Genomic DNA, 22,952 nt, shown 5'->3' on the forward strand with positions numbered 1-22,952 from the left:
CTCTCATTTATTAAGCGATCACCATTTTTTGCGAAATCAACATTTTTGGATGCACAATACATTGATACTCCCCATTAGTAGACAGCTGTTGTGTATTTAATCCAATTAATACTTTGTTTACAACAATAGAACTACCTTCATGGTCAACTTGCACACTGTCAGGCTTAATTGCCCACAAAAATTGACTCTCTACTCCTACTGCACGGAAAGGAATTAAGCGTAATTTGGTCGCCCAACCAGAATCATTTTCTGGTATTTGAGGAATTTCTGTTTTGGAATAAATTTGTTCTGTTAACCAAGATGGTAAGCAATGTTCTAATGATGAAACATGCATAATCATAACAGGTGTTTTTGTTAATGGGTCATAAAGTTGGTTCCCACTGTCAATAAGACCTGCGAGTTCTAGTTCTTCTTCGGCTAATTGAATTTTTACTTTCACAATTTGATCATAGTGTATTTTCGTGACCTCTACGCTTTCAATACGCTTTTTAGAAAAATAATAAATTACTGGAAAACCAAAAATAACAAATAACCAACTAATTGGATCACCGTAAGAAATTGACTGAGATTGAACCAATCCATTTACCATTTCATTCGTTTGCAAAAAGAAATGAGTTCCAATTAATCCTCCGCCAACCATAAAGGTTACAAAGTAAAAAGTAAAAACAGTTTGTGCATAATTTCTAAATGTCGTAAACCCAAATGCTGTATACACAATAAGTAACGAGTACAGTAGTTTCATAATTGGATGTGTCATCATAGAAGCAAAAGGAGTAAAGGCAAAAATAACAATAGTTGAACCTATAAATGCCCCTAACACAAGCCTCCATCTTTTGATTTTCTTTTTTAACACGGTAGCTGTTAATAAAAGCAAAAGAAAATCAATGCAGGCGTTTAACAACCAAACAACGTCGGCGTAAACAACCAAACAATTCACCTCTTTTTTCAAGTTGAGACTAGTATAATGCATATCCAATAGGAAAGTGTGTCAATTTGCGGAGGTGTTTTTTTGTTATTTTGTGATTTCTAGACATAATCTGTCGGTAAAAAATAAAATTACAAATTCATAGAATGATATACTCTTATTTTCACAAACAAAATATATTGAAATATACGAAATAAAAAAAGACCTGCTTAGCAGGTCTTTTCCATAAAAAATAAAAAGGAGCATGAAAGCTCCTTTTTTTATCGTCTACGACGGTTACGTAAAAATGCTGGAATATCGATATCATCTGAATCTGAATGACGCTCATGTACAACTGGCTCTTCACGCTTCATTTCACGTTTTACTTCACGCTGTTTTGAAGGTTGAGCTACTGGTTGTTGCTGTTGTTGCGTGTGGTTCGCATTCGGACGAATAATTGGTTTTGGTGGTTGAGTTGCAATGCTATCATCAAAACCAGTTGCAATTACAGTTACAACGATATCATCTTTTAATCCTTCGTTAATAACAGAACCGAAGATCATATTTACTTCTGGATCTGAAGCTGAAGCTACGATGTCTGCCGCTTCTTGTACTTCATATAAGCTTAAGTTAGCGCCACCCGTAATGTTCATGATAACACCTTGAGCTCCATCAATAGATGTTTCTAGTAATGGGCTAGAAATCGCTTTTTTCGCAGCTTCTGCAGCACGATTTTCCCCATTACCAGAACCAATACCCATTAAAGCAGAACCTCTATTAGACATAATTGTCTTTACGTCTGCAAAGTCTAAGTTAATTAAACCTGGCGTTGCAATTAAATCCGAAATACCTTGAACACCTTGACGTAATACGTTATCAGCTTCACGGAATGCTTCTAACATTGGCGTATTTTTATCAACAATCTCTAATAAGCGATCGTTTGGAATTACAATAAGAGTATCTACATTTTCTTTAAATGCTGCAATACCAGATGCTGCTTGCGTCGCACGCTTACGTCCTTCAAAAGTAAATGGACGTGTTACAACACCTACTGTTAAAGCACCTAATTCTTTTGCAACTTGAGCAACAACTGGAGCTGCACCAGTTCCAGTTCCACCGCCCATACCGGCAGTTACGAAGACCATATCCGCACCACGAAGTGCTTCTTGGATCTGTTCTTTACTTTCTTCTGCAGCTTTTTTCCCTACTTCAGGGTTTGCGCCTGCACCAAGTCCACGCGTTAATTTTCCACCAATTTGCATTTTTGTTTCAGCTTTTGATAGATTTAATGCTTGTGCATCAGTGTTCACAGCGATAAAGTCTACACCTTGTACACCGTGTTCAATCATACGGTTTACAGCATTGTTTCCGCCACCGCCGACACCGATAACTTTTATATTCGCTAATTGATCTTGAGTAGTATCAAACTCTAACATGTCGAAATCCCCCTAGAACCTCATTTTTCGTGTCCAATTTTAATCCCATAAATAACGGAATACACGTTTTACTTTTGACATCATGCGGTCATCATTTTGATTATTATTGTTTTGATTACGAGTTTTTTGTTTCGTGGGTTGCTGTTGTACCGGCGTTGGTGCTGGTGCTGGTACTGGTTCAAAATGCTCTTGCTTTTCCTGCACATTTTTCCCACGTAATTTAGCTTTTTGATAAGAATGTTTAATTAATCCAACTCCACTTGTATATTGGGGCTCACGCACACCAATATAATCAGGAGTTGCTACACGAACATTTTCATGTAAAATATCATATGCAAGATCAAGAACACCTGGCATAGAAGCAATTCCGCCAGTTAGTACATAACCAGAAGCCACTTGCTTTACTCCTAACTTACGCACTTCATCTTGAACAAACATTAAAATTTCCTCTACACGAGCCTCTATTATATCCGATAATTCCAACTGAGAATATTGTTCTGTTTGATCACTTCCCATAATAGGAACCGTAAACATCTCTTCTTCAGATGCTGTATCATAAAAAGCATGTCCATATTTCAACTTAATTTGATCTGCATTTTCTGTTGAAGTTTTCAACCCAATCGCAATATCTTTCGTTATATGGTCTCCACCTAATGGTAATACGCTTGTCGCTTGTAACTCTCCATCTTTAAAAATAGATAAAGTTGTAGATCCTCCCCCCATATCAACAAGGGCTACTCCTCTATTTTTTTCATCTGAAGATATTGCAACTGTTGCAGCCGCTAAAGGTTGAAGACAAATATCAACAATTTCAAGACCTGCTTTTTCTACACAACGAAGTAGGTTATGTAGTAAAGTTCTCGAGCCTGTAATAAGTGTACCTTCCATTTCTAATCTTACACCGATCATCCCGCGTGGATCGTTAATCTCGTCAAGACCGTCTACGATGAACTGTCGAGGTACCACATCAATAAACTCACGTTCTGGAGCAATTGACACAACTTGTGCTGCATCTAGAACGCGTAAGACATCTTCATTCCCGATTTCACGATCTTCATTTGAAACAGCGACTACTCCGTGACAAGGAAGTAGCTGTACCTGGTTTGCATTGACACCTACTACAACTTGCTCAATGTGGATTCCCACCATGCGCTCAGCTTGTTCAATTGCTTTTTTAATTGATCGAACAGTCTCGTCTATATCAACTATCGATCCCTTCTTTAAACCATTTGATTTTACATTTCCAACACCAATAATGTTTAAGCTGTCATTAACCATTTCACCAATGATGACTTTAACATTGGATGTACCGATGTCAAGACTAACATATATTTCATTGCTGTTCATTCTTTGGCACCTCCTTCTTTATTTATACCATACAACTCAATATATGGAACAACAATCGCAACTTTACTATTTATAAGAAAAATATTCAACGTCTTTATACGTTTCCCTTTTTTAACCCTATATTTTTCTTATTTTTATTTAGCATTCAATTAAGAATATCGCAGTAAACTATGAATAACTGCTTATCTTGAAATAATTCTATTTCGAGTGTAAAGTTTACCGCCAAGTATAAGTCTACACTAAGATGTACTCATAGAAAAGTGAAACTTGTACCAATACTAGTATGAATCTAAGAATTTTTACATATTTTTCATCAAATGAACCATTCTTCTAAATTCGTATACACATAATAGAACATTCGTTTCGTTTTTTCTGCTATAAGTAACGAAAACTACCATTCTATTCTTTTTTTTCTTCCGCACCTAATTCTTTCGTATATGCACCTACTTCTAAGTCAATTAATACCTTCTTACCTGGCTCAATTGTTTTTAAAATAAGCGGATAGGCTTCCATACGTTTTGCGAAATTTTGAATTGTAGTGCTCACTTCATAACCTTCATTCATATATAAAGTAAGATGATCTTCATTCGCATTCGTTGGTGAGTAGCGAATCTCCGAAATAGATTTTAAAATAGCTGGTGTTAATTTTTCTAGTTCAGCGATTAACTCCTTCATTTTCTCTTCTTTAAAAGGTTCGAAAATCGGTGCTGCAACAGGAAGTTTTCCATTAGGTAGTACATCAAGCGTTTTTCCATTCTCTAATAACGGTTGTAATTTTCCCTCTTTATTTATATAACCAATCGTTAAATATTCTTCGATATGAATATCAATATTGTTTGGAAAACGTTTTTTTACATTTACTGCTTTAATTTCTTTTCGCTTCGTTAAGTTTTCTTCAGCTTTATGTGCTGTCACTCGGAAATAACTTGTATCATATGTCACGCCTGAATCCTTCATTACTTGTTCATCCGTCATATAGTGATTTCCAAACACACTAATCTTTTTTATATTACTAAGCGGAGACCGAAAATAAATTAAAAAGAGCACTAATAAAAATAAAATTGATATGTATAAAATCAATCGATGATTAACATTTTTTTTGTTTTTTTTCTTTTGATTTTTCAATTTTGGTACACGATCTTGTAGTTTAATCACTTTACTATTATTCATGTACGATCCCCCTATGTAACATAAAGAACGGCATGTTCCTCATGCCGTTCTTATCTTCTTATTATAACATAAATGATAATGAGCGGAACGAATAACCGTTATCTTCCAATGATTTCTACTTCTGTGTGCATATCTACATCAAATTTATCCTTAATTGTATGTTTTATTAATTCAATTAAAGACAATACATCTTGCGCTGAAGCTCCCCCGGTATTAACAATAAAATTGCCATGCATTTCAGAGATTTGAGCTCCACCAATCCTATAACCACGAAGCCCTGCTTTTTCTACTAAATCTCCTGCAAAATGTGGGATTGGATTCCGAAATACACTTCCTGCACACGGGTGATTCCATGGTTGCGTTTCACGGCGGTAATCTTTATTATTTTGCATGCTACGTACAATTTCTTCACGTTTTCCCGCCTGTAATTGAAACACCGCCTCTAAAACAATACCAGGACGTTTCGTTTGCAATACAGATGCCCGATAAGAAAACTCCAGTTCTTTATTCGTTAACCAGTCAATTGTACCGTCTTCAAACAGAATGAGAGCCTTCGATAATACACTCGATATATCCGATTTATGTGCACCTGCATTCATATATACTGCACCACCGACACTTCCTGGAATACCGCTTGCAAACTCCAATCCAGCTAACCCTTGACGACTAAGTAAAGTTGACAATTTAATAAGAGGATATCCACTACCAACTCTTACCTTATGTTTTTCGACCTCTAAGTGATCTAATCCTTCTCCTAAACGAATAACAACACCTTCTATGCCTTGATCAGATACAAGAAGGTTTGAACCGCGACCAATTACAATCCACTTCGTTTTGTATTGTTTTACTAACTGTAATGTTTTTTCAATACCGGCTACATGCTTTGGCACAATTAAAATATCCGCTGGTCCACCTATTTTCATAGTTGTATAACGTGCTAACGGCTCGTTAACTAAAACACGACCAACGTCTGCTTCTATAAGCTCATTTACTAATTGTTCCATAGACAATCTCCCCCATATTAAGTCTCCTTATGACAATAATATGCAGGGCGTTCACCTAACGTTATCCCTCTATTTACGGGCAGTACAGCTCCTAAATCAAAATTAGGCGATAACAAAGAAATTAGGCGGAATGAGGATACCAGTAAACATCCGATTAGTGAAAGGTAATAATCAACGAGAGAGAATCACTCCCCGCTGATTAAAGCCTCACTTTATTTTTTTACAAGCTTATTCATTACTTCATACAGCTTATTTGCTGCATCTGGAATACCTAGTTGCTTAGCAGCTAGCTTCATATTTTGTAATGTTTGTGCATCTAATAAAATCTCATCAATATCACGAATAAGCGTTTCAGCTGTTAAATCTTTTTCAAGTAACATTTTTGCCGCTCCTTTATCAACAACTGAACGTGCATTCTTTTCCTGATGATTATTTGTTACATACGGACTCGGTATTAACACACTTGGTTTTCCTAACGCTGTTAATTCTGCAAGTGTTGTTGCCCCAGCCCTTGAAACAACAAGGTCTACACCAGTTAGTACCTCTGGCATATTATGAATGAACGGCTTAATAATAACATTGCTTGGGTTCCCTTTTTGCTTCACGGCTTCCATCACTTTGTCATAATGTACTTCACCTGTTACATATAGTATTTCGTAGCTTTTGTTCCCAAACTGTTCAATTGCTTCAACGAAGGCATCGTTAATCGGTCTAGCCCCACGACTTCCACCAAATATAAGTACAGACTTTTTAGGAAGAGAAAGCCCAACTGAACGTTTCCCCTTCATTCCATTTTGTTCCATTACCTCTGATGCTCGTGGATTACCTGTCATTACCACTTTTGACTCCGGAAAATGCTCTATAGCTGCTTCAAAACAAACAGCAACTTTATCAACATAACGGCTTAAAAACTTGTTCGTTACACCTGGTACACTATTTTGTTCATGTACAATAGTTGGAATACCTAATTTGGCTGCAGCGTATACAACTGGTCCACATACATATCCACCCGTTCCAATTACGATATCCGGATTAAAACGACGAATATATCGTTTACTATCCTGTACACCTTTTAGAAAACGCATTACTGTTTTCACATTATCTAATGATATTTTTCGTTTAAATCCACTTATAACAATAGATTGAAATGGTATACCTGCTTTTGGAACGATTGTACTCTCTAGTCCATTTTCCGTACCAATATATAAAAATCTTGCTTCTGGATTTAACTTTTTTATTTCTCTAATTAAAGCAAGAGCTGGATAAATATGACCACCAGTACCCCCACCACTCACTAATACACGCACTACTAACTCCTCCGCTTCTCTTTTCTTATTTCCATTATATTTATTTCTATATACATATTGCATTTTTACACACATACGAAAAACCCTGTCTTATAAACAGGGTTTAGTAGCGAGAATGGCGACTTATATTTAATAATACACCTACTGCCATTAACATTAATGTCAAACTTGATCCACCATAACTTAAAAACGGCAAGGTAATACCCGTAACAGGCATTAGTCCTGTTACAACACCAACATTAATCATTACTTGAATCGCAATCATCGCCACAATACCTACTGCTAAAAACGTACCATATAAATCTGGCGCTCCTAATGCGATACGAATCCCGCGCCATAATAATAGACTAAATAATAATAACACAAATGAACCACCAATAAAACCTAATTCCTCGGATAAGATCGCAAATATAAAGTCAGTTTGTGGTTCAGGTAAATAAAGAAATTTTTGTCTACTTTGTCCAAGTCCAAGCCCAAATAATCCACCAGGTCCAATTGCAAGTAATGATTGGATAATTTGAAATCCACTCCCGAGCGGATCTGACCACGGATCTAAATATGATGTAATGCGTTTCATTCGATACGGTGCTGATGCAATTAACCCTACAAATCCTGCTACACCAATCAAACCAAACATTGCAAAGTGAAAAACTCTCGCTCCCGAAATGAATATCATAATGATACATGTCCCAACCATTACCGTTCCTGTCCCAAGGTCTGGCTGTAACATAATCATCCCAAAAGCAAGAAACACAAAACTAAGAGCCGGTAATAAACCACGTTTAAAAGATGTAATCAATTTTTGCCGTTCTGCTAAAAACTTTGCCAAGAAAATAATCATCGCAAACTTCATAAATTCTGACGGCTGAATCGAAAATGCTCCGATTCCAATCCAACTTCGTGCTCCTCCTCGAACAAGACCTACTCCAGGAATAAGAACGAGAATAAGAAGAATGAAGCAAACTAGCAAAATCACTTTTGAATACGTACGCCACACCCAATAATCAATTTTCATAATAAAAAACATAGCTACTACACCAAGACCCGCAAACAGTAATTGTCTTTTTGCAAAAAAGAATGAGTCCCCCATTTTATAAGAGGCCCAAACTGCACTCGCACTATAAACCATAATCATTCCGATTGTCAACAATGAAAGTGTTACGATGATGAGAATAAAATCAGGCGTTTTCTTCATTACCCACAAACACCACCTCTTTAGGCAGAACCTTTTGCCCTATGTAACAAAACATCAGTAGGTGTTAGCCTACTGATGTTTTGATTTACTTTATATAAGTTTATGCACAGCTTGTATAAAAATGTCTCCTCTTTCTTCAAATGTTTTAAATTGATCCCAGCTTGCACACGCTGGAGAAAGAAGAACGACATCACCATCTTTAGAATGAGCATAAGCTTTCACCACTGCTTCATCTAAAGTATCGACACTTTCAATTATATCTAATCCCGCTTTTTCTGCCGCTCTTACTAGTTTAGGAGCTGTTTGTCCAAATGTTACAATCGCTTTTACATTTTTGAAATACGGAATTAAATCATCGAATTCATTTCCGCGATCAAGCCCACCTGCTAGTAACACAATCGGTTGTGTAAACGCAGATAGTGCTTTCTCAGTCGCTAACATATTCGTTGCTTTTGAATCATTATAAAACTTACGGTTGTTAATCGTTGTTACATATTCTAAACGATGTTTTACACCCGTAAAACGTTTTAACACGACCGTAATTGCTTCATTAGAAGTACCTAATAATTTCGCAATACTCATCGCAGCTAAAATATTTTCTAGATTATGTTGACCAGGTAAAACGATATCGCTTACTTCAATAACTTTTTCACCTTTGAAATAAAGAGCGTTATCTTTTATACACGCACCATCTTCAATTTCTTTCGTTGTCGAAAACAGGATTTTTTGACCTTTAGAATACGCAGACAAAGCCATCACATCTGCATCATCCGCATTTATTACACTATAATCATTTTCTGTTTGGTTTTTAAAAATATTTGCTTTTGCTAAACCATATTCTTTCTTCGTCCCATGATAATCTAAGTGGGCCTCAAATAAATTTAAAAACGCAGCAATTTTAGGTTGGAACAATTCTACTCCCATCAATTGAAACGATGAAAGTTCTGTAACTACAACTTCATTTTCTTTTGCATCCTGTGCTACTTCACACGCTACAGTTCCAATGTTCCCTGCAATTACAGGATGCTTTTGTCCTTCTTTTAGCATTTCAAATGTCAGCATTGTCGTCGTCGTTTTACCGTTAGACCCCGTAATCCCAACAAATGGTGCTTCTGAAATACGATATGCTAATTCAACTTCCGTAACAATCGGAATTTGCTTTTCTTTCGCAGCAACTAATATTGGATTAGAATACGGGATTCCTGGATTTTTTACTACAAGAGAAATATTTCTCTCTAATAATTCTAAAGGATGACCACCGCATACAACGTCCATTCCTTTTGCTTGTAATTCTGCAGCAAGTACATTCTCTGCTAAAGGCTTTCCGTCATTTACAATAACATTTGCCCCTAACTTTTGTAACAATGTAGCTGCTGCATAACCACTTTTTGCAATGCCCAATACAAGAATATTCTTATTTTGAAATTCAGTTACAGTTTTCAATTACATCCACACCCCGATATAAATTCCTAACACAGCTAATAAAAATCCTGCAGACCAAAACGTCACAACAACACGCCACTCTGACCAACCACATAATTCATAGTGATGGTGTAATGGACTCATTTTAAAGACACGTTTTCCTGTTGTTTTAAATGAAATGACCTGAATGATAACCGATAAAGTTTCCATTACGAATACTCCGCCAATAATTACAAGTAGCAATTCTTGTTTTAATAAAATCGCTACAGCTGCAATGGCTCCACCTAAAGCTAATGAACCTGTATCTCCCATAAACACTTTTGCTGGATTCGCATTGAATACTAAAAATCCAAGTACAGCTCCTACAACTGCCATACAGAATATCGCTACTCCAAATTGCTCTTGTGCCACAGCAATAATACTAAATGCTCCAAATGCAATAGCAGCTGTTCCTGATAATAAACCATCTAAACCGTCAGTTAAGTTAACTGCATTTGATCCACCAATAAGCATAAATAGTACAAGTACGAAATACGCCCAACCTAATTCAAACTTAACATCCGTTCCCGGAATCATGATGTATGTGTGGAACGCTTGCCCTTTTCCAATTAAAAAGAATGCAATAGCAATAACAAGCTGACCTACTAATTTTTGCTTTGATGTTAAACCAAGATTTCTCTTCTTAACTACCTTTATGTAGTCATCTAAAAATCCAATCAATCCGTAACCAAACGTCACTAATAGTAATAACGAAACCTCTGCACCTAAATAATTAAACTTAATCGCCATAATAAGTGAAGTTACCATCATAGATACGTATATGACGATACCACCCATTGTCGGTGTCCCTGATTTTTTTTGATGTGACTTCGGTCCCTCATCACGAATACTCTGTCCGAACTTTAATTTTCTTAAAAATGGAATAAACAATGGCGAAAGGGCAACAGAAATTAAGAATGCTACCCCAGCCGTTACTAATAAACCTTGCTCAAGCACATGTAGTCCTCCTCTCACGTTGTTACTCTTCGTTGTTTAAACGCCCTGTAATTGCTTCTTTAGCAACTTCACGATCATCAAAATGATGAACTTCTTTACCAATAATTTGATACGTTTCATGCCCCTTACCAGCAATAATAATGATATCATCTGCTTTCGCTTTAGCGATTGCATGGTGTATTGCTTCTTTTCTATCAATGATCATTTCATAATTTTTCCCGCTTGCACCATGTACCATATCATCTAAAATAGCCGCTGGATCTTCACTTCTTGGATTATCTGATGTATAAATTGCATGAGTTGCATATTTTGTTGCAACACTTGCCATTATCGGTCTCTTCGTTCGGTCCCTATCGCCACCACAACCAACGATACAATACACATCACCTTTTGCAAATTGTTTTGCAGTTTTTAATACATTTTCTAAACTATCTGGCGTATGTGCGTAATCAACAATAACTGTATAATTTTGTCCTCCATCAACAACTTCAAAACGTCCTGGAACCCCAGCTAAATCCTTTATAACAGCAATGATTGTTTCTAATTTCACACCCGAAACAAGTCCTGCTGCTGTTGCTGCAAGTACGTTATATACATTAAATTTACCTATTAATTTCATCGTAACATTTACACTTTCATATGGTGTGACAAGCGTAAATGTAGTCCCGCCACTCGTCATAACGATATTTTTTGCCATAATGTCACTTGTTGTATCAATACCATATGTTACAACTGTTGCTGCAGTACTTCTCATATACTCTTCTGTTACATTATCATCGCTATTCAGCACAGCGTACTTTTCACGATTATGATTATAACTATTGCCAAGCTGTGCAAATAGTAACCCTTTTGCATGTTTATATTCTTCCATCGTTTTATGATAGTCTAAATGATCTTGTGTTAAATTCGTAAACACCGCTACATCGTAATCACATCCGTGTACACGACCAAGATTTAACGCATGTGACGAAACTTCCATTACCGTGCTGTCCACACCTTGTTCAACCATTTTTGAAAACGTCTGTTGAAGTGTTAGTGCATCTGGTGTTGTATTTTTCACCTCAAATGTTTCATCACCGATTTTCATATTAATCGTTCCAATTAGCCCTGTTTTATGACCATGTGCTCGCATAATCTCATCCATAATATGCGATGTTGTTGTCTTTCCATTTGTACCTGTAATTCCGATTAAATGTAACTTGTGTGTCGGTTGACCATAAAAATAATCAGCTAAAACCGCTAACGAACGAAAAGTATTTTTCACAAGTACAACTGGAACGTCAACATCAATTGGTCTTTCCGCAACAATAGCAGCCGCTCCTTGTGCCGCTGCTTGCTTAGCAAAATCATGGCTATCAACCGTATATCCTTTCATACATACAAATAAGCTTCCCTCTTTCACTTTACGTGAATCAGCTTCTATAGATGTGATTTCTGGATTTTCTTTTGGAACAACTGGAAAATCATGCAAACATGATACAAGTGTATGCAACTTCATTTCACTAAACCCTCTCTACATTGTTTATTTATCTTTTTTTCAGTAAGCAACACATTACCTCCTATATAAGGAGGTAAGTGCTACTGACCTATTTATGAATGAGACACTTACTGTCTCAAATTAAGTAACTGTTCTATAAAGAACTCACTTCCACCAATTGTACCATAAAACGTACTATGTTACCTTTAATTCCCGAAGTAAATTCTAATTTTTGAGCCTTCTTTTACTTTAGCTCCCGCTTCTGGTGATTGTTTAATTACTTTCTCTCCATCTCCACTTATATCAAGCTTCAAATCGACGAGTTGTGTTTGTAAGTCTTTCTTTTTCATTCCAATTAAATTCGGAACTTCCACAGTTGGTGTATCGCCCCATTTATATTCTTTCTCAACTTGTTCTTTTCTCGGTTTCACTCCCATAACAGGAAGCGCATCTCGAAGGATATTCCCGACAATCGGAGCTGCTACCACTCCACCAAACTGTGTAACCCCTTTTGGATTATCAACAGCAACATACACAACAATCTCTGGATCATCCGCTGGAGCAAATCCGATAAAAGATACTATATAATTATTCTCTAAATATTTACCATCTTTCACCTTTTGAGCAGTACCCGTTTTTCCACCTACACGATATCCATCAATATAAGCACCTTTACCAGAACCTTTCGCTACAACATTCTCTAATGCATAACGAACTTTTTCTGAAGTTTCCTTGGAAATAACTTTTCTTTTCTCAACAGGTGTCTTTTTACTAACAACTTGATTATTTTTCGGATCAATAAACTCCTTAGCTATATACGGCTGATACAATGTTCCACCATTTACAGCCGCCGCTACAGCTGCTACTTGTTGAATCGGTGTAACAGAAACCCCTTGGCCGAATGAAGTTGTTGCTTGCTCTACTGGACCAACTTTATCTAAATTAAATAAAATCCCACTGCCTTCACCTTGCAAGTCAATTCCAGTCTTCTGCCCAAAACCAAAATTACGAATGTATTTAAATAATCGGTCTTTACCAAGGCGATCACCAAGTTCAATAAATCCCGGGTTACATGAGTTTTGAACGACTTCTAAAAACGTTTGACTGCCATGACCTCCTGCTTTCCAGCATTTCAATCTAGCTCCACCTACTTCAGCTGCTCCATCATCATAAAACGTATCCTTCTCTAAGTCTACTAAATTTTCATTCAATGCTGCAGCTAATGTAATGATCTTAAATGTTGAACCCGGCTCATACGTACTCCATACAGGTAGATTTCTGTTATACACTTCTGGAGAGACACTTTGAAAATCCGCTGGGTCAAAACTCGGTCGACTAGACATACCTAAAATTTCACCATTTTTAGGATTCATTGCAATCGCAATCATACCGTCAGGATTATAAGTTGACTCCGCAATATTCATTTCTCTTTCCATAATCCTTGTAATACGCGCATCGATTGTTAATCCTAAATTTAAACCAGCTTCTGGCTTTTTGAAATCATCACCAACATTAGGCATCCTTTGTCCTTTCGCATCTGCAAAAAAACGCACATGACCTTTGTCCCCATTTAGCTCTTTATCATAATATTTTTCTAGTCCCATAAGACCTTGGTTATCGCTACCTGCAAAACCTAATACATGTGATAAAAAGTTTCCAAATGGATAGTACCGGATAGAATCCTCTGCGATATACACGCCCTTCAAACTTAATCCTCGTACTTCTTTCGCTTTGTCATGTGATATTTTCCTTCCGCCTTTATCTAACCTTACAATCGATTCTTTTTTTGTAATCCTTTTATAAATCTCATCTTTTTCCACACCTAATACTGCAGCTAACTTCTCTGCAGTCTCTGCTGGTTTTTCAATTTGCCTCGGTACAACAAAGACAGTTGGAGCACTTTTATTCGTGGCAAGTTCCACACCATTTCGGTCTAAAATTTTCCCACGTTCGGGTTCAAAAGTAATATTACGACTCCATGAATCTTTCGCACGATCCGTTAACATATTCCCAAGAAAAAATTGCACATATCCAAGACGAATATCGATAATAGTGAAAATAAGTATACCTGATATAAGTATAAAAATAAGTCGTTTTCTAACTGTTACATTTGATACACGCATATCGGAACAAGCCTCCCTTACGCCTAGCTTGTTCCAATATATGCTTGTACTTATTTAATTAGAACTTATTCTCTTTTACCATTACGGCTTTTCTGCTTCTTGCTGTGGTTCGAGTGGCGGTACGAGTGTGACACCTAATTCTGTACCAGGTTGTAATAATGTTCCTTCCGCCACACTTTGTTCTGTTACGTATCCTGTACCAGAAGGTTTCAAGTTAAGCTGTAATGTCTTCGCTAAATTCATAACATCACGCAGTGCCCATCCTTGTATATTTGGCATTGTAGGCTTATCTCCTACCAAGAAGACTCGGTCGCCTTTTAATGTTTGTTCAGTCGCTTTTGGTACTTGTTGCTGTACTTTCCCTTCACCTAGTACGATTGGACGAAGTTTTGCTTTATCAATCGCTTTCCCCGCTTCAGCCATCGTTTTACCAGTTACATCTGGAACAGTAGTTTGTTGTTCTTTCAGATGTTTTTTCGGATCTTTCACTTCATTTGGCTTAATCTTTAAATACTCTAAACTATTTTTTGTTACATATTTAAAAATATCAGCTAAAGGTTGTGCGCCGTTCTCATCATCTTTTAATTTCGGCTGTTTAACAGCTACATACACGACAAGTTGTGGATCGTCCATTGGTGCCATACCTAAGAATGAGAATATATAATTCTGCCTTCCTGTCATATAGCCGCCTTTTCCATCCGGAATTTGCGCTGTACCTGTTTTACCACCAACTGAATATCCATCAATTTTATAAGCTGTCCCTGTACCTTTCGGAGATGTAACAACACGTTCTAATAACTGTCTTACTTGCGCTGCTGTTTCCTTTGTAACAGGTTTTCCTACTTCTTCTGGCTTATGTTCTAATTTTACTTTGTCTGTTATCGGATCTACAATTTTATCAATTGCATAAGGTTTCATCATTTTCCCATCATTTGCAATGGCCGTTGCAGCTTGTACAAGCTGAATTGGTGTTACAGTGGAACCTTGTCCAAAAGCTGTTGTCACTTGTTGTATTTGCTGATCAAATAAAATTGTATTCGATCCTTCACCTGATAAATCAATGTTCGTTTTTTCATCTAATCCAAAACTATGAATATATTTTCGGAAACGTTCTGGACCAAGTTTTTGATCTCCTAAAATTGCAAACGCTACGTTTGAAGAACGCTCTACCCCTTCATCAAACGTGATAGAGCCCCAACCAGCACCGCCATTATGATCTTTTATTTTCCTATTTCCGACTTGATATGTCCCGGATTGATAATAATCTTGTCCTTTGTACACACCTTCATTAATAGCTGCCGCTAACGTAAAAATTTTCATTGTTGATCCAGGTTCAAATGCATTGGCAATCGCGTCATTGAAGAAATATTTAATTTGGCGATCATTAGGGTCATAACTAGGTTTAGTAGACATCGCTAATATTTTCCCAGTTTTCGGATCTGCAACAATCCCTATTAAACTTTCTGGCTCATATTGCTTACTTGCTGCTTTCATCGCGTCTTCTAAATAACTTTGGACACGTTGATCAATTGTTAAATAAGCGTTATCTCCATTTTTAGGTGCCTTTACATTAACTTTTCCCCCATCAAGGGACACACCTTTACGATCACCTGTATATGCTACTTCTCCGTTCGAAGCACTTAAGTATTTATCCAAGCTTTTCTCTATGCCAAATTGACCTACCGAGGTTCCATTCTCATTTGGTTTTGCATGACCTATAACGTAAGATGCAAAATCACCGTTTGGATACACCCTTGCATTTTCTGTAATAAAAGATATTCCCGGCAACTTCAACGCTTCTATTTGTTCCTTCTTTTCTTTCGTCAAATCCTTGCCTAACGTTCCAAATTCGACTTGACTTCTACCTTCCTTGTTTAAAGAAGCTAAAATATCCTCTTCGCCTTTTCCAAGTACTCCTGCAATTTTCTTTGCAGTATCTTCTTTATTCTCAACTGAGTTAGCACCTTTTAGTGCAGCTACCATTTTGTAAGAGTTTGCGTCTTGCGCTAACACATGACCGTTTTGATCATAAATGGTTCCTCGGTTCGCTTCAAGAACTCCTTTTTTACTATGCTTTTGTTTAGCAAGTGCATCTAAATCCTGATTATGAACTGTTCCTGTTGATTGTATGTAAAAAAATCGGGCTAATAACAGCAAAAAGAGCAGGAGGAAAAATATCATAAAATAACCTGCTCCCTTATTGGTATGAAATTTAGTCATATTCTTCTTCATCGTTCCTTCACACCTATTGCCTTATTTGAGGCCTTTCACATTATTCGCATTAATTTCTAGCCCATGTTTTTTTGCAACTTCAGCGATTCGTTCATAGCGACTTAACTTCTCTACTTCAGCTTGTAATTCTTGATTTTCTTTTTGCTGCTGTACAATTTTTTCTTCTATCGTCGCTGCTTCTACATTAACTTGATAAAGGCCTGCTTTATTTCCAATAAACGCGACACAGGCATACAATAAAAAGCCAATAAACGCTACATACAACAGTTTTTCGATTCTTGTAATTTTCGCTTTAACCTTCGGCTTAGCCATCTGCTGTGGGGGCGTTTGAATTTGCACCTCTTCTTGCGCTTGTTGTTTGTACTTTACAGCTAAATTAGTCATACCTCTCTCTCCCTTTTATCGTTTTTCAGCGATTCTCAACTTCGCAGAACGCGCACGATTATTTTCTTCTAGCTCTATATCAGAAGGTAAAATCGGTTTTCTTGTAATAAGCTTTAATTTCGGCTTAAATTCATCAGGAATAATCGGTAATCCTGGCGGCAATTGTGGCGTTGTACTATTTCGCTTAAACGTTGTTTTACAAATACGATCTTCTAATGAATGGAATGTTATAACACTAACCCTTCCACCTGGCTTAACCATCTCAATAGCAGATTCCAATGCTTCTTCAAATACTTTTAATTCATCATTTACAGCTATACGAATTGCCTGAAACACTCGCTTAGCAGGATGCCCACCCGTTCTACGAGCAGGAGCCGGAATACCTTCTTTAATTAGCTCTACTAATTCTCCTGTCGTTTCAATAGCTTTATTCTCACGATAAGCTTCAATTTTTCTTGCAATTTGTTTTGAAAATTTCTCTTCACCGTATTGGAAGAAAATCCTTACAAGTTGTTCATATGACCAGCTATTTACAACATCGTACGCTGTTAATGGGGCATCTTGATCCATCCGCATATCTAGCGGTGCATCATGATGATAACTAAAGCCTCGTTCTGGTGTATCTAATTGTGGGGATGAAACACCTAAATCAAATAAAATACCGTCTACTTCTGTTATACCTATTTCCTGCAGTTTTTCAGCTAAATAACGGAAGTTACTCTTTACTGTTATAAACTGTTCACCGTATGAAGAGAACTTTTCTTTCGCGTTTTGAATCGCTATCTCATCTTGATCAAACGCTATTAATTTTCCACCTTCAGTTAATTGGGATAATAAATAAGAACTATGTCCTCCTCCCCCCAGTGTACAATCTACATATGTACCATCTGGCTTTATATCTAAGCCGTCTACTGTTTCCTTTAAAAGCACTGTTACGTGTTTAAACATTGTTGCACCTACTCTTTTTCCAATTAATTATGTTGAATGTATCCCTTCCTCTAAACACATATTTCACGCTTAGAGAATGAAATAATACGAAAGAACGACTCATTTAACTTACCAACAAAGGCAACATACTATACAAATCGCTATTTTCTTTTATTATATACTAAATTTTATCATCTTTTGCGGGAATTTAAATAAAAAACTGTCGAAAAAGCGAATAATACGTTTACATTTTGTGCTATTTTGTCATATATTTAAGTATCCAACACAATTGCCATATTTAACACTTTTTGATTGATAATTCAGAAAAAAATCACTTCACAGTAAATTCAACGGAATAAAAATAAAATCCTGCTCCAAAGAGCAAGATTTTATAGTTTTATAACATGATGTTTTCCGTCCCAAGAAAAAGGGTTTTCCATTACACGATCAACGAAATCCAAACCAAACTGATTTAAATAATAACATACATTCCACACACGTTCTTGCGGTGCACCTAATGGACGAAGTGCGAATTGTATACGGCGGAATTTATTTAGCTGAACCTCATACTTTTTCTCAACATTTCTTTTCAACATTCTTTCCAGCAGTTCAATTTGTTCATTAATTTTCAATTCGTTTTTCCCTGCAAACGCACCTAACCCTGGCTCTATTTTCTTTACAAATTGCTGTAAAGATGTATGAATATCGGCAATTTCTTTTTTCGCCTTTTCAAAATGATCATCAATCGGTTCCTCTATTTGATTAGACAACCAGTTTTCACGCAATTTATCGACATCATTTAAAAACGGATCACTTTCTCTCAATTGCAAATCAAATAAATCCGTCGCTATATCTCTCTCCACATAAGTAATTGTAAGACGAGGAACGACAGGTGGCATTTGAAAACCGACAGTATGGAATACTTGTTGTAATTCACTCCAATAAGCTAATTCTCCTGGACCTCCAATAAATGCGAGCGTAGGAAATACATACTCTTGCATAAGAGGACGTGTTACAACATTATTACTAAAACGTGCCGGATTTCTCTCCATCTCTTCAATCAACTCTTCGTATGAAAAGGAATGCGCCCCATCCTTTCCAACAAACTTACCTTGTTGATCTTCAAGTAATACTCGTTCATTATCTATTTCCATGAATATATGCACTGCATGAGACTTCGTTTCAATAATCGGTTTGTATCCTAGTTCTTTAATTACTTCTTGCTGATTACGAAGCCCCTCTTGTACCTCTTTATACTTACTTATAATTCGCTTAAAAAATGGAATTTCTAACTTTCTTAATTCAGGATGATGTGAATCAACAAGGATTAAACCAGAATTAGCAAAGATTTTCGTAATAAGATGAGCAAAGAAATCTACATACGTATTCGATTTTTTCAAAGCATCATCAACAAATTTTAATACATCCTTTGTAAAATTTGTTTCTGGGTATGTTTTAAAAATCTCTTCAATCCAATTTCTACAATCTTCAACAGAAAGTTCAGACTCAGAAGCACTCGCCTTTTTCGGATTACGGTCATAAAAAATAGTTTTTTTCATCTTTTTATTTTTCGCTACAAAAGTATGGTTAATCTCATCCATATCATGATCTTCACCCGCAATCCAGAAGACAGGGACAACTTTAACTCCTAAACTTTCTTCCTTTTCCTTTGCAAGCTGTAAAATTGAAATAACTTTATGAATTGTATAAAGCGGTCCAGTTAATAACCCTGCTTGTTGTCCAGCTATAACAACATATGTATTTTCATCTCCAAGCGCTTTTACATTTTGAAGTGTAGATTCTCCCGCTTGTAATTTTGTATTATATTCTAATAAATGCGCTACTAAATCTTGGCGGAAAAACTCCCTTTCACGCAAATCATGTAAACGTTGTTTAAAAGCATCTTCTGTTAACATATAATCAAAACATGACTGTATCTCTTTTTTACCGTTCATATAGTCCGCTACAACACCTTGTTGCGGAACAGAGATTTCTTTTATCTCCATATAATTCTTCCTTTCGTATCCAGTTCTCTCACCAATCCACATTGTAGTCAATGTTTCACGTAAAAGCAAAGAATAACACTTATACTCTTGTTTCTAACCCTTTTATTGCATCGAACAAAAATTGAAGTGTCGGAACTGGTAGTTGCTGTTTCTTAGCTTCTTCTAATACATATCCAACAATCGCATTAATTTCCGTCTGTCTATTCGCTCTTACATCCGCTAACATAGAGGATGTATTACGAGACGTTCCTTCACACACATTTCGTACCATTTGCCATACCATTTCTTTTTCTCCTCTAATAAGAAATGCGACCTCCTGAAACACTTGCTCCATCATTTGATAAAAAAAACGATTCGTGATTAATTCACCATTCTTAACTCCCAATAGTGCTGTCAATGGATTGATACATACATTTACTACTAATTTTTTGTGCATAATCTCTTCCCAATCCGTTTCTATTTGAACTGGAAAATAAGTAACAGGAAAATAACGGAATATTTTCTTGAAATGTATAGATTGACCACAAACCACTCCAAATTTTGTTACCCCTATCCCAGTATGATGAACGATATGCCCTCCCTCTTTTTTCGCACCATGTTCTACAATACCAACAGCTATATTTTCACTCCCTATTTTCAGCATCTTTTGAAGATGCGACATTCCGTTTTGCAAAAAGATTAATGATGATGCCCCTTCCACAAACGGTAGTACGTCATCTATATGATATTGCTTCACAGAAATAAATATATAATCTAAATTTTGTGCTACCATACTTTCTATCGGTAAAACAGATGGATATACTGTTTCACATCTTCCATCTCTAATACAAGTTACACCTGTTTCATTCAACTCTTCAGCCTGCTTAGCCGTTCTTGTAAACAACGTAACATCTTGGTTACTTTTTTGTAAATAAAATGTATACAATAGACCAATAGCACCTGGTCCGACAATTCCAATTTTCATTTTCACACAAGGGATTCACATTAAGCGCCCTTGCCTCCCCTCCTTTTTATATCTTTTTAAAGTACATGAGCACGCCCTATAATTTCGTTGTCCTCTGCCAAACAAATACACTCTCTTTTTTCGCTATGTATAATACTGCCTATTAATACACTTATACTCTTAGTTTAGCAAATCCTCAAAAAAATAATAAAAGAAATATACTATCTTCTTCATAAAAATAAAAAAATGAGTTATACTATTATTGTAAATATTTTTACTTTTCTGCATTCAACAAGATAACAAAAGGATGTGATGTAATGGGATTCCCAAAAGTTGAGCGCTTGCTCATCAATTATAAAACGTTAGATGAATTCAAAAAATTTAAAGGGTGCGGAGCCCAGGAACTATCTATGCTGGAAGAATTGCAAGCAAACATTATTGAAAACGACAGTGAATCTCCATTTTATGGCATTTATTACGGTGGATCACTAATCGCACGTATGAGTCTATATATGAAAAGAAACGGCGGAGAACCATTCGAAATTACAGGTCCTTACCTAGAACTTTATAAACTTGAAGTATTACCAACTTTTCAAAAACAAGGATTCGGGCAAATGCTTGTAAATCATGCGAAACAAATGCAATTTCCTATTAAAACAATAGCACGTATTCATTCAGCTGGTTTTTGGGATAAATTAAATTTCAACCCCGTATCAGTAACTGATGGTGATTTTTATATTTGGCATCCAGAAACAAATTTGAATGCGGTTACAAACGAAGAATCGGCTTAAGAAATAAAAAAACAGCTGTATAACAGCTGTTTTTTTATTTCTTAAGCTTCTCTAACTTCTCATTCGAGCGAGCATTGTTTCTTTCCGCTACCATTACACTTCTTTTTTGATCGATATAATCAAGTAATGTTCTATACTCTTCTTCATATACTGATAATCGCTCCAGAAGACGCTCTCTTTCTGTTTGTAATGATTCAACTTGTTGTTGCAACACCGTTAAAGAGTTTTCATCTTTATAATTTTGCAAGAAATCAATAACATCATTCAACGTAATTGACGTAGGTTCTAACACCTTTGTCTCTTTCACTTCATAATGTTCTACTTTACGAAGTTGCTTTGCTTCCTCAATACGTTCTTTATATTGCTTTCTTACGTAAGAATTCCATCTAAACCCACATGCTGCTGGTGTACGAGATAAATTTTTCCCCACTTCCTTAAAGGCAGAAAGTTGTGTTCCACCTTCTCGAATATGCCGGAGTACTACTTCTGCCAGAAGCAAATCTTCATCATCAGTCCAAGCATCTTGTCTTGTTGTCGCCATCTCTCTAGTCCTCCCTATGCATTTTTTATTAAGCATATGCAGTTACTAGAAAAGATAGAATACAACAACTAAAGATTAAGACAAAAAAAATAAACGCAGAAGATATCTTCTGCGTTTATTTTCCCGCAATTACTTGCTGATTACTTCTTTACCTTTGTAAGTACCGCATGCTTTACATACACGGTGAGCTAATTTCGCTTCACCACAGCTTGGGCACTCTACCATACCAGGTACTGATAATTTGAAATGCGTACGACGCTTTCTTTTTACTGTTTTAGAAGTTCTTCTAAAAGGTACAGCCATTCTTCCCACCTCCTTAAAAGAAATAGTTATTTTCATATGAAGGCCTGAACCAGTCTTCCGATTATTTGTCAAAAAACTTTGCAAGTCCTGCCAATCTTGGATCAACAGTCTTTTCTTTGTCTTCTTCCGAAATCACTTGCCAGTCTTGACCTTGCGTCGGTGCTCCACCAGAAACATCATCACTGAAAATTTGCATTGGAATCTCCAAAAGTATATTTTCCTTGATTACGGGCAGTAAGTCAAGTACTTCTCCTTCTAAAGAATGAATTTCAGCTTCAGTTTCAAATTCTTCTTGTGAAGTTTGGAACACCTCAGTTGTTTTAATGTCAAATGGTAATGTCACATCTACTAAAGAGCGAGAACATGGTAAAACCATGCTTCCAGTTATATGTAGATGAAACGTAAACTTACCGGAGCCAAAATCAACTCTTCCCGTTACATGAA

20 protein-coding genes are annotated in these 22,952 nt (G+C 36.4%); 1 reads left to right on the forward strand and 19 read right to left on the reverse strand.

Annotated elements, in window-relative coordinates; all coding sequences use genetic code 11:
- Positions 1 to 10 precede the first annotated feature (10 nt).
- The 16 genes from spoIIGA to panE form a co-directional block, all read right to left on the reverse strand.
- Positions 11 to 928, reverse strand: a complete 918-nt coding sequence (gene spoIIGA, locus MR107_RS07995; protein WP_000261975.1) for a sigma-E processing peptidase SpoIIGA — start codon at positions 926 to 928, stop codon at positions 11 to 13.
- Positions 929 to 1,185: 257 nt separating this feature from the next.
- Positions 1,186 to 2,340: a cell division protein FtsZ gene (gene ftsZ, locus MR107_RS08000; RefSeq protein WP_000888984.1), complete on the reverse strand. Its 1,155-nt coding sequence runs from the start codon at positions 2,338 to 2,340 to the stop codon at positions 1,186 to 1,188.
- 39 nt (positions 2,341 to 2,379) lie between these two features.
- Positions 2,380 to 3,687: a cell division protein FtsA gene (gene ftsA, locus MR107_RS08005; RefSeq protein ID WP_001087558.1), complete on the reverse strand. Its 1,308-nt coding sequence runs from the start codon at positions 3,685 to 3,687 to the stop codon at positions 2,380 to 2,382.
- A 399-nt stretch (positions 3,688 to 4,086) separates the two neighbouring features.
- Positions 4,087 to 4,857: a cell division protein DivIB gene (gene divIB, locus MR107_RS08010; RefSeq protein WP_001065793.1), complete on the reverse strand. Its 771-nt coding sequence runs from the start codon at positions 4,855 to 4,857 to the stop codon at positions 4,087 to 4,089.
- Positions 4,858 to 4,955: 98 nt separating this feature from the next.
- Entirely contained in the window at positions 4,956 to 5,861 is a 906-nt protein-coding gene (murB, locus tag MR107_RS08015; RefSeq protein ID WP_000437019.1) for a UDP-N-acetylmuramate dehydrogenase, read from the reverse strand.
- Positions 5,862 to 6,073: 212 nt separating this feature from the next.
- A complete protein-coding gene (murG, locus tag MR107_RS08020) occupies positions 6,074 to 7,168 on the reverse strand; it encodes an undecaprenyldiphospho-muramoylpentapeptide beta-N-acetylglucosaminyltransferase (RefSeq protein ID WP_025689214.1) in 1,095 nt (364 codons plus the stop codon).
- 103 nt (positions 7,169 to 7,271) lie between these two features.
- A complete protein-coding gene (gene spoVE, locus MR107_RS08025) occupies positions 7,272 to 8,363 on the reverse strand; it encodes a stage V sporulation protein E (RefSeq protein ID WP_000753520.1) in 1,092 nt (363 codons plus the stop codon).
- 90 nt (positions 8,364 to 8,453) lie between these two features.
- A complete protein-coding gene (murD, locus tag MR107_RS08030; protein WP_000860115.1) occupies positions 8,454 to 9,806 on the reverse strand; it encodes a UDP-N-acetylmuramoyl-L-alanine--D-glutamate ligase in 1,353 nt (450 codons plus the stop codon).
- Positions 9,807 to 10,781 (reverse strand): phospho-N-acetylmuramoyl-pentapeptide-transferase, encoded by a 975-nt coding sequence (gene mraY, locus MR107_RS08035; RefSeq protein ID WP_000893060.1) that lies wholly within the window; start codon positions 10,779 to 10,781, stop codon positions 9,807 to 9,809. It lies immediately after the preceding gene.
- A gap of 22 nt (positions 10,782 to 10,803) precedes the next feature.
- Positions 10,804 to 12,279 (reverse strand): UDP-N-acetylmuramoyl-L-alanyl-D-glutamate--2,6-diaminopimelate ligase, encoded by a 1,476-nt coding sequence (gene murE / locus MR107_RS08040; RefSeq protein ID WP_000766320.1) that lies wholly within the window; start codon positions 12,277 to 12,279, stop codon positions 10,804 to 10,806.
- Positions 12,280 to 12,464: 185 nt separating this feature from the next.
- A complete protein-coding gene (locus MR107_RS08045; RefSeq protein WP_001266234.1) occupies positions 12,465 to 14,381 on the reverse strand; it encodes a stage V sporulation protein D in 1,917 nt (638 codons plus the stop codon).
- Between the two features lie 81 nt (positions 14,382 to 14,462).
- Entirely contained in the window at positions 14,463 to 16,613 is a 2,151-nt protein-coding gene (locus tag MR107_RS08050; protein ID WP_000739960.1) for a penicillin-binding protein, read from the reverse strand.
- A gap of 21 nt (positions 16,614 to 16,634) precedes the next feature.
- Positions 16,635 to 16,997: a cell division protein FtsL gene (gene ftsL, locus MR107_RS08055; RefSeq protein WP_000182804.1), complete on the reverse strand. Its 363-nt coding sequence runs from the start codon at positions 16,995 to 16,997 to the stop codon at positions 16,635 to 16,637.
- 15 nt (positions 16,998 to 17,012) lie between these two features.
- On the reverse strand, positions 17,013 to 17,945 hold the full coding sequence (rsmH, locus tag MR107_RS08060; protein ID WP_000472508.1) for a 16S rRNA (cytosine(1402)-N(4))-methyltransferase RsmH: 933 nt from the start codon (positions 17,943 to 17,945) through the stop codon (positions 17,013 to 17,015).
- Between the two features lie 368 nt (positions 17,946 to 18,313).
- Entirely contained in the window at positions 18,314 to 19,930 is a 1,617-nt protein-coding gene (gene bshC, locus MR107_RS08065) for a bacillithiol biosynthesis cysteine-adding enzyme BshC (protein ID WP_016125157.1), read from the reverse strand.
- A gap of 79 nt (positions 19,931 to 20,009) precedes the next feature.
- Positions 20,010 to 20,894: a 2-dehydropantoate 2-reductase gene (gene panE, locus MR107_RS08070; RefSeq protein ID WP_002182931.1), complete on the reverse strand. Its 885-nt coding sequence runs from the start codon at positions 20,892 to 20,894 to the stop codon at positions 20,010 to 20,012.
- A gap of 296 nt (positions 20,895 to 21,190) precedes the next feature.
- Between panE and MR107_RS08075 the strand changes: the two genes are divergently transcribed.
- Entirely contained in the window at positions 21,191 to 21,664 is a 474-nt protein-coding gene (locus tag MR107_RS08075) for an N-acetyltransferase (protein ID WP_000506694.1), read from the forward strand.
- A gap of 34 nt (positions 21,665 to 21,698) precedes the next feature.
- Here the strand turns inward: MR107_RS08075 and MR107_RS08080 are convergent, their stop codons facing one another.
- From MR107_RS08080 to MR107_RS08090, 3 genes are all read right to left on the reverse strand, one after another.
- The gene (locus tag MR107_RS08080; protein ID WP_000246467.1) at positions 21,699 to 22,205 is read right to left on the reverse strand and encodes an RsfA family transcriptional regulator; all 507 of its coding nucleotides are present in this window, start codon (positions 22,203 to 22,205) and stop codon (positions 21,699 to 21,701) included.
- A 129-nt stretch (positions 22,206 to 22,334) separates the two neighbouring features.
- Positions 22,335 to 22,508 carry a 50S ribosomal protein L32 gene (gene rpmF / locus MR107_RS08085; RefSeq protein WP_001984764.1) on the reverse strand — a complete coding sequence of 58 codons (174 nt, stop codon included), beginning with the start codon at positions 22,506 to 22,508 and terminating at the stop codon, positions 22,335 to 22,337.
- A 61-nt stretch (positions 22,509 to 22,569) separates the two neighbouring features.
- Positions 22,570 to 22,952 (reverse strand): YceD family protein (locus MR107_RS08090; RefSeq protein WP_242292232.1); only part of this gene is annotated, 383 nt, incomplete at its 5' end.

It is taken from the genome of Bacillus cereus group sp. BfR-BA-01441 (genome assembly GCF_022663075.1).
Lineage (GTDB): Bacteria > Bacillota > Bacilli > Bacillales > Bacillaceae_G > Bacillus_A > Bacillus_A cereus.

Coding starts and splice junctions, on each gene's coding strand:
- ftsZ (WP_000888984.1), bottom strand. CDS start 2,340: ATGTTAGAGTTTGATACTACTCAAGATCAATTAGCGAATATAAAAGTT.
- ftsA (WP_001087558.1), bottom strand. CDS start 3,687: ATGAACAGCAATGAAATATATGTTAGTCTTGACATCGGTACATCCAAT.
- divIB (WP_001065793.1), bottom strand. CDS start 4,857: ATGAATAATAGTAAAGTGATTAAACTACAAGATCGTGTACCAAAATTG.
- murB (WP_000437019.1), bottom strand. CDS start 5,861: ATGGAACAATTAGTAAATGAGCTTATAGAAGCAGACGTTGGTCGTGTT.
- spoVE (WP_000753520.1), bottom strand. CDS start 8,363: ATGAAGAAAACGCCTGATTTTATTCTCATCATCGTAACACTTTCATTG.
- murE (WP_000766320.1), bottom strand. CDS start 12,279: ATGAAGTTGCATACACTTGTATCATGTTTGCATGATTTTCCAGTTGTT.
- MR107_RS08045 (WP_001266234.1), bottom strand. CDS start 14,381: ATGCGTGTATCAAATGTAACAGTTAGAAAACGACTTATTTTTATACTT.
- MR107_RS08050 (WP_000739960.1), bottom strand. CDS start 16,613: ATGAAGAAGAATATGACTAAATTTCATACCAATAAGGGAGCAGGTTAT.
- ftsL (WP_000182804.1), bottom strand. CDS start 16,997: ATGACTAATTTAGCTGTAAAGTACAAACAACAAGCGCAAGAAGAGGTG.
- rsmH (WP_000472508.1), bottom strand. CDS start 17,945: ATGTTTAAACACGTAACAGTGCTTTTAAAGGAAACAGTAGACGGCTTA.
- bshC (WP_016125157.1), bottom strand. CDS start 19,930: ATGGAGATAAAAGAAATCTCTGTTCCGCAACAAGGTGTTGTAGCGGAC.
- panE (WP_002182931.1), bottom strand. CDS start 20,894: ATGAAAATTGGAATTGTCGGACCAGGTGCTATTGGTCTATTGTATACA.
- MR107_RS08075 (WP_000506694.1), top strand. CDS start 21,191: ATGGGATTCCCAAAAGTTGAGCGCTTGCTCATCAATTATAAAACGTTA.
- MR107_RS08080 (WP_000246467.1), bottom strand. CDS start 22,205: ATGGCGACAACAAGACAAGATGCTTGGACTGATGATGAAGATTTGCTT.
- rpmF (WP_001984764.1), bottom strand. CDS start 22,508: ATGGCTGTACCTTTTAGAAGAACTTCTAAAACAGTAAAAAGAAAGCGT.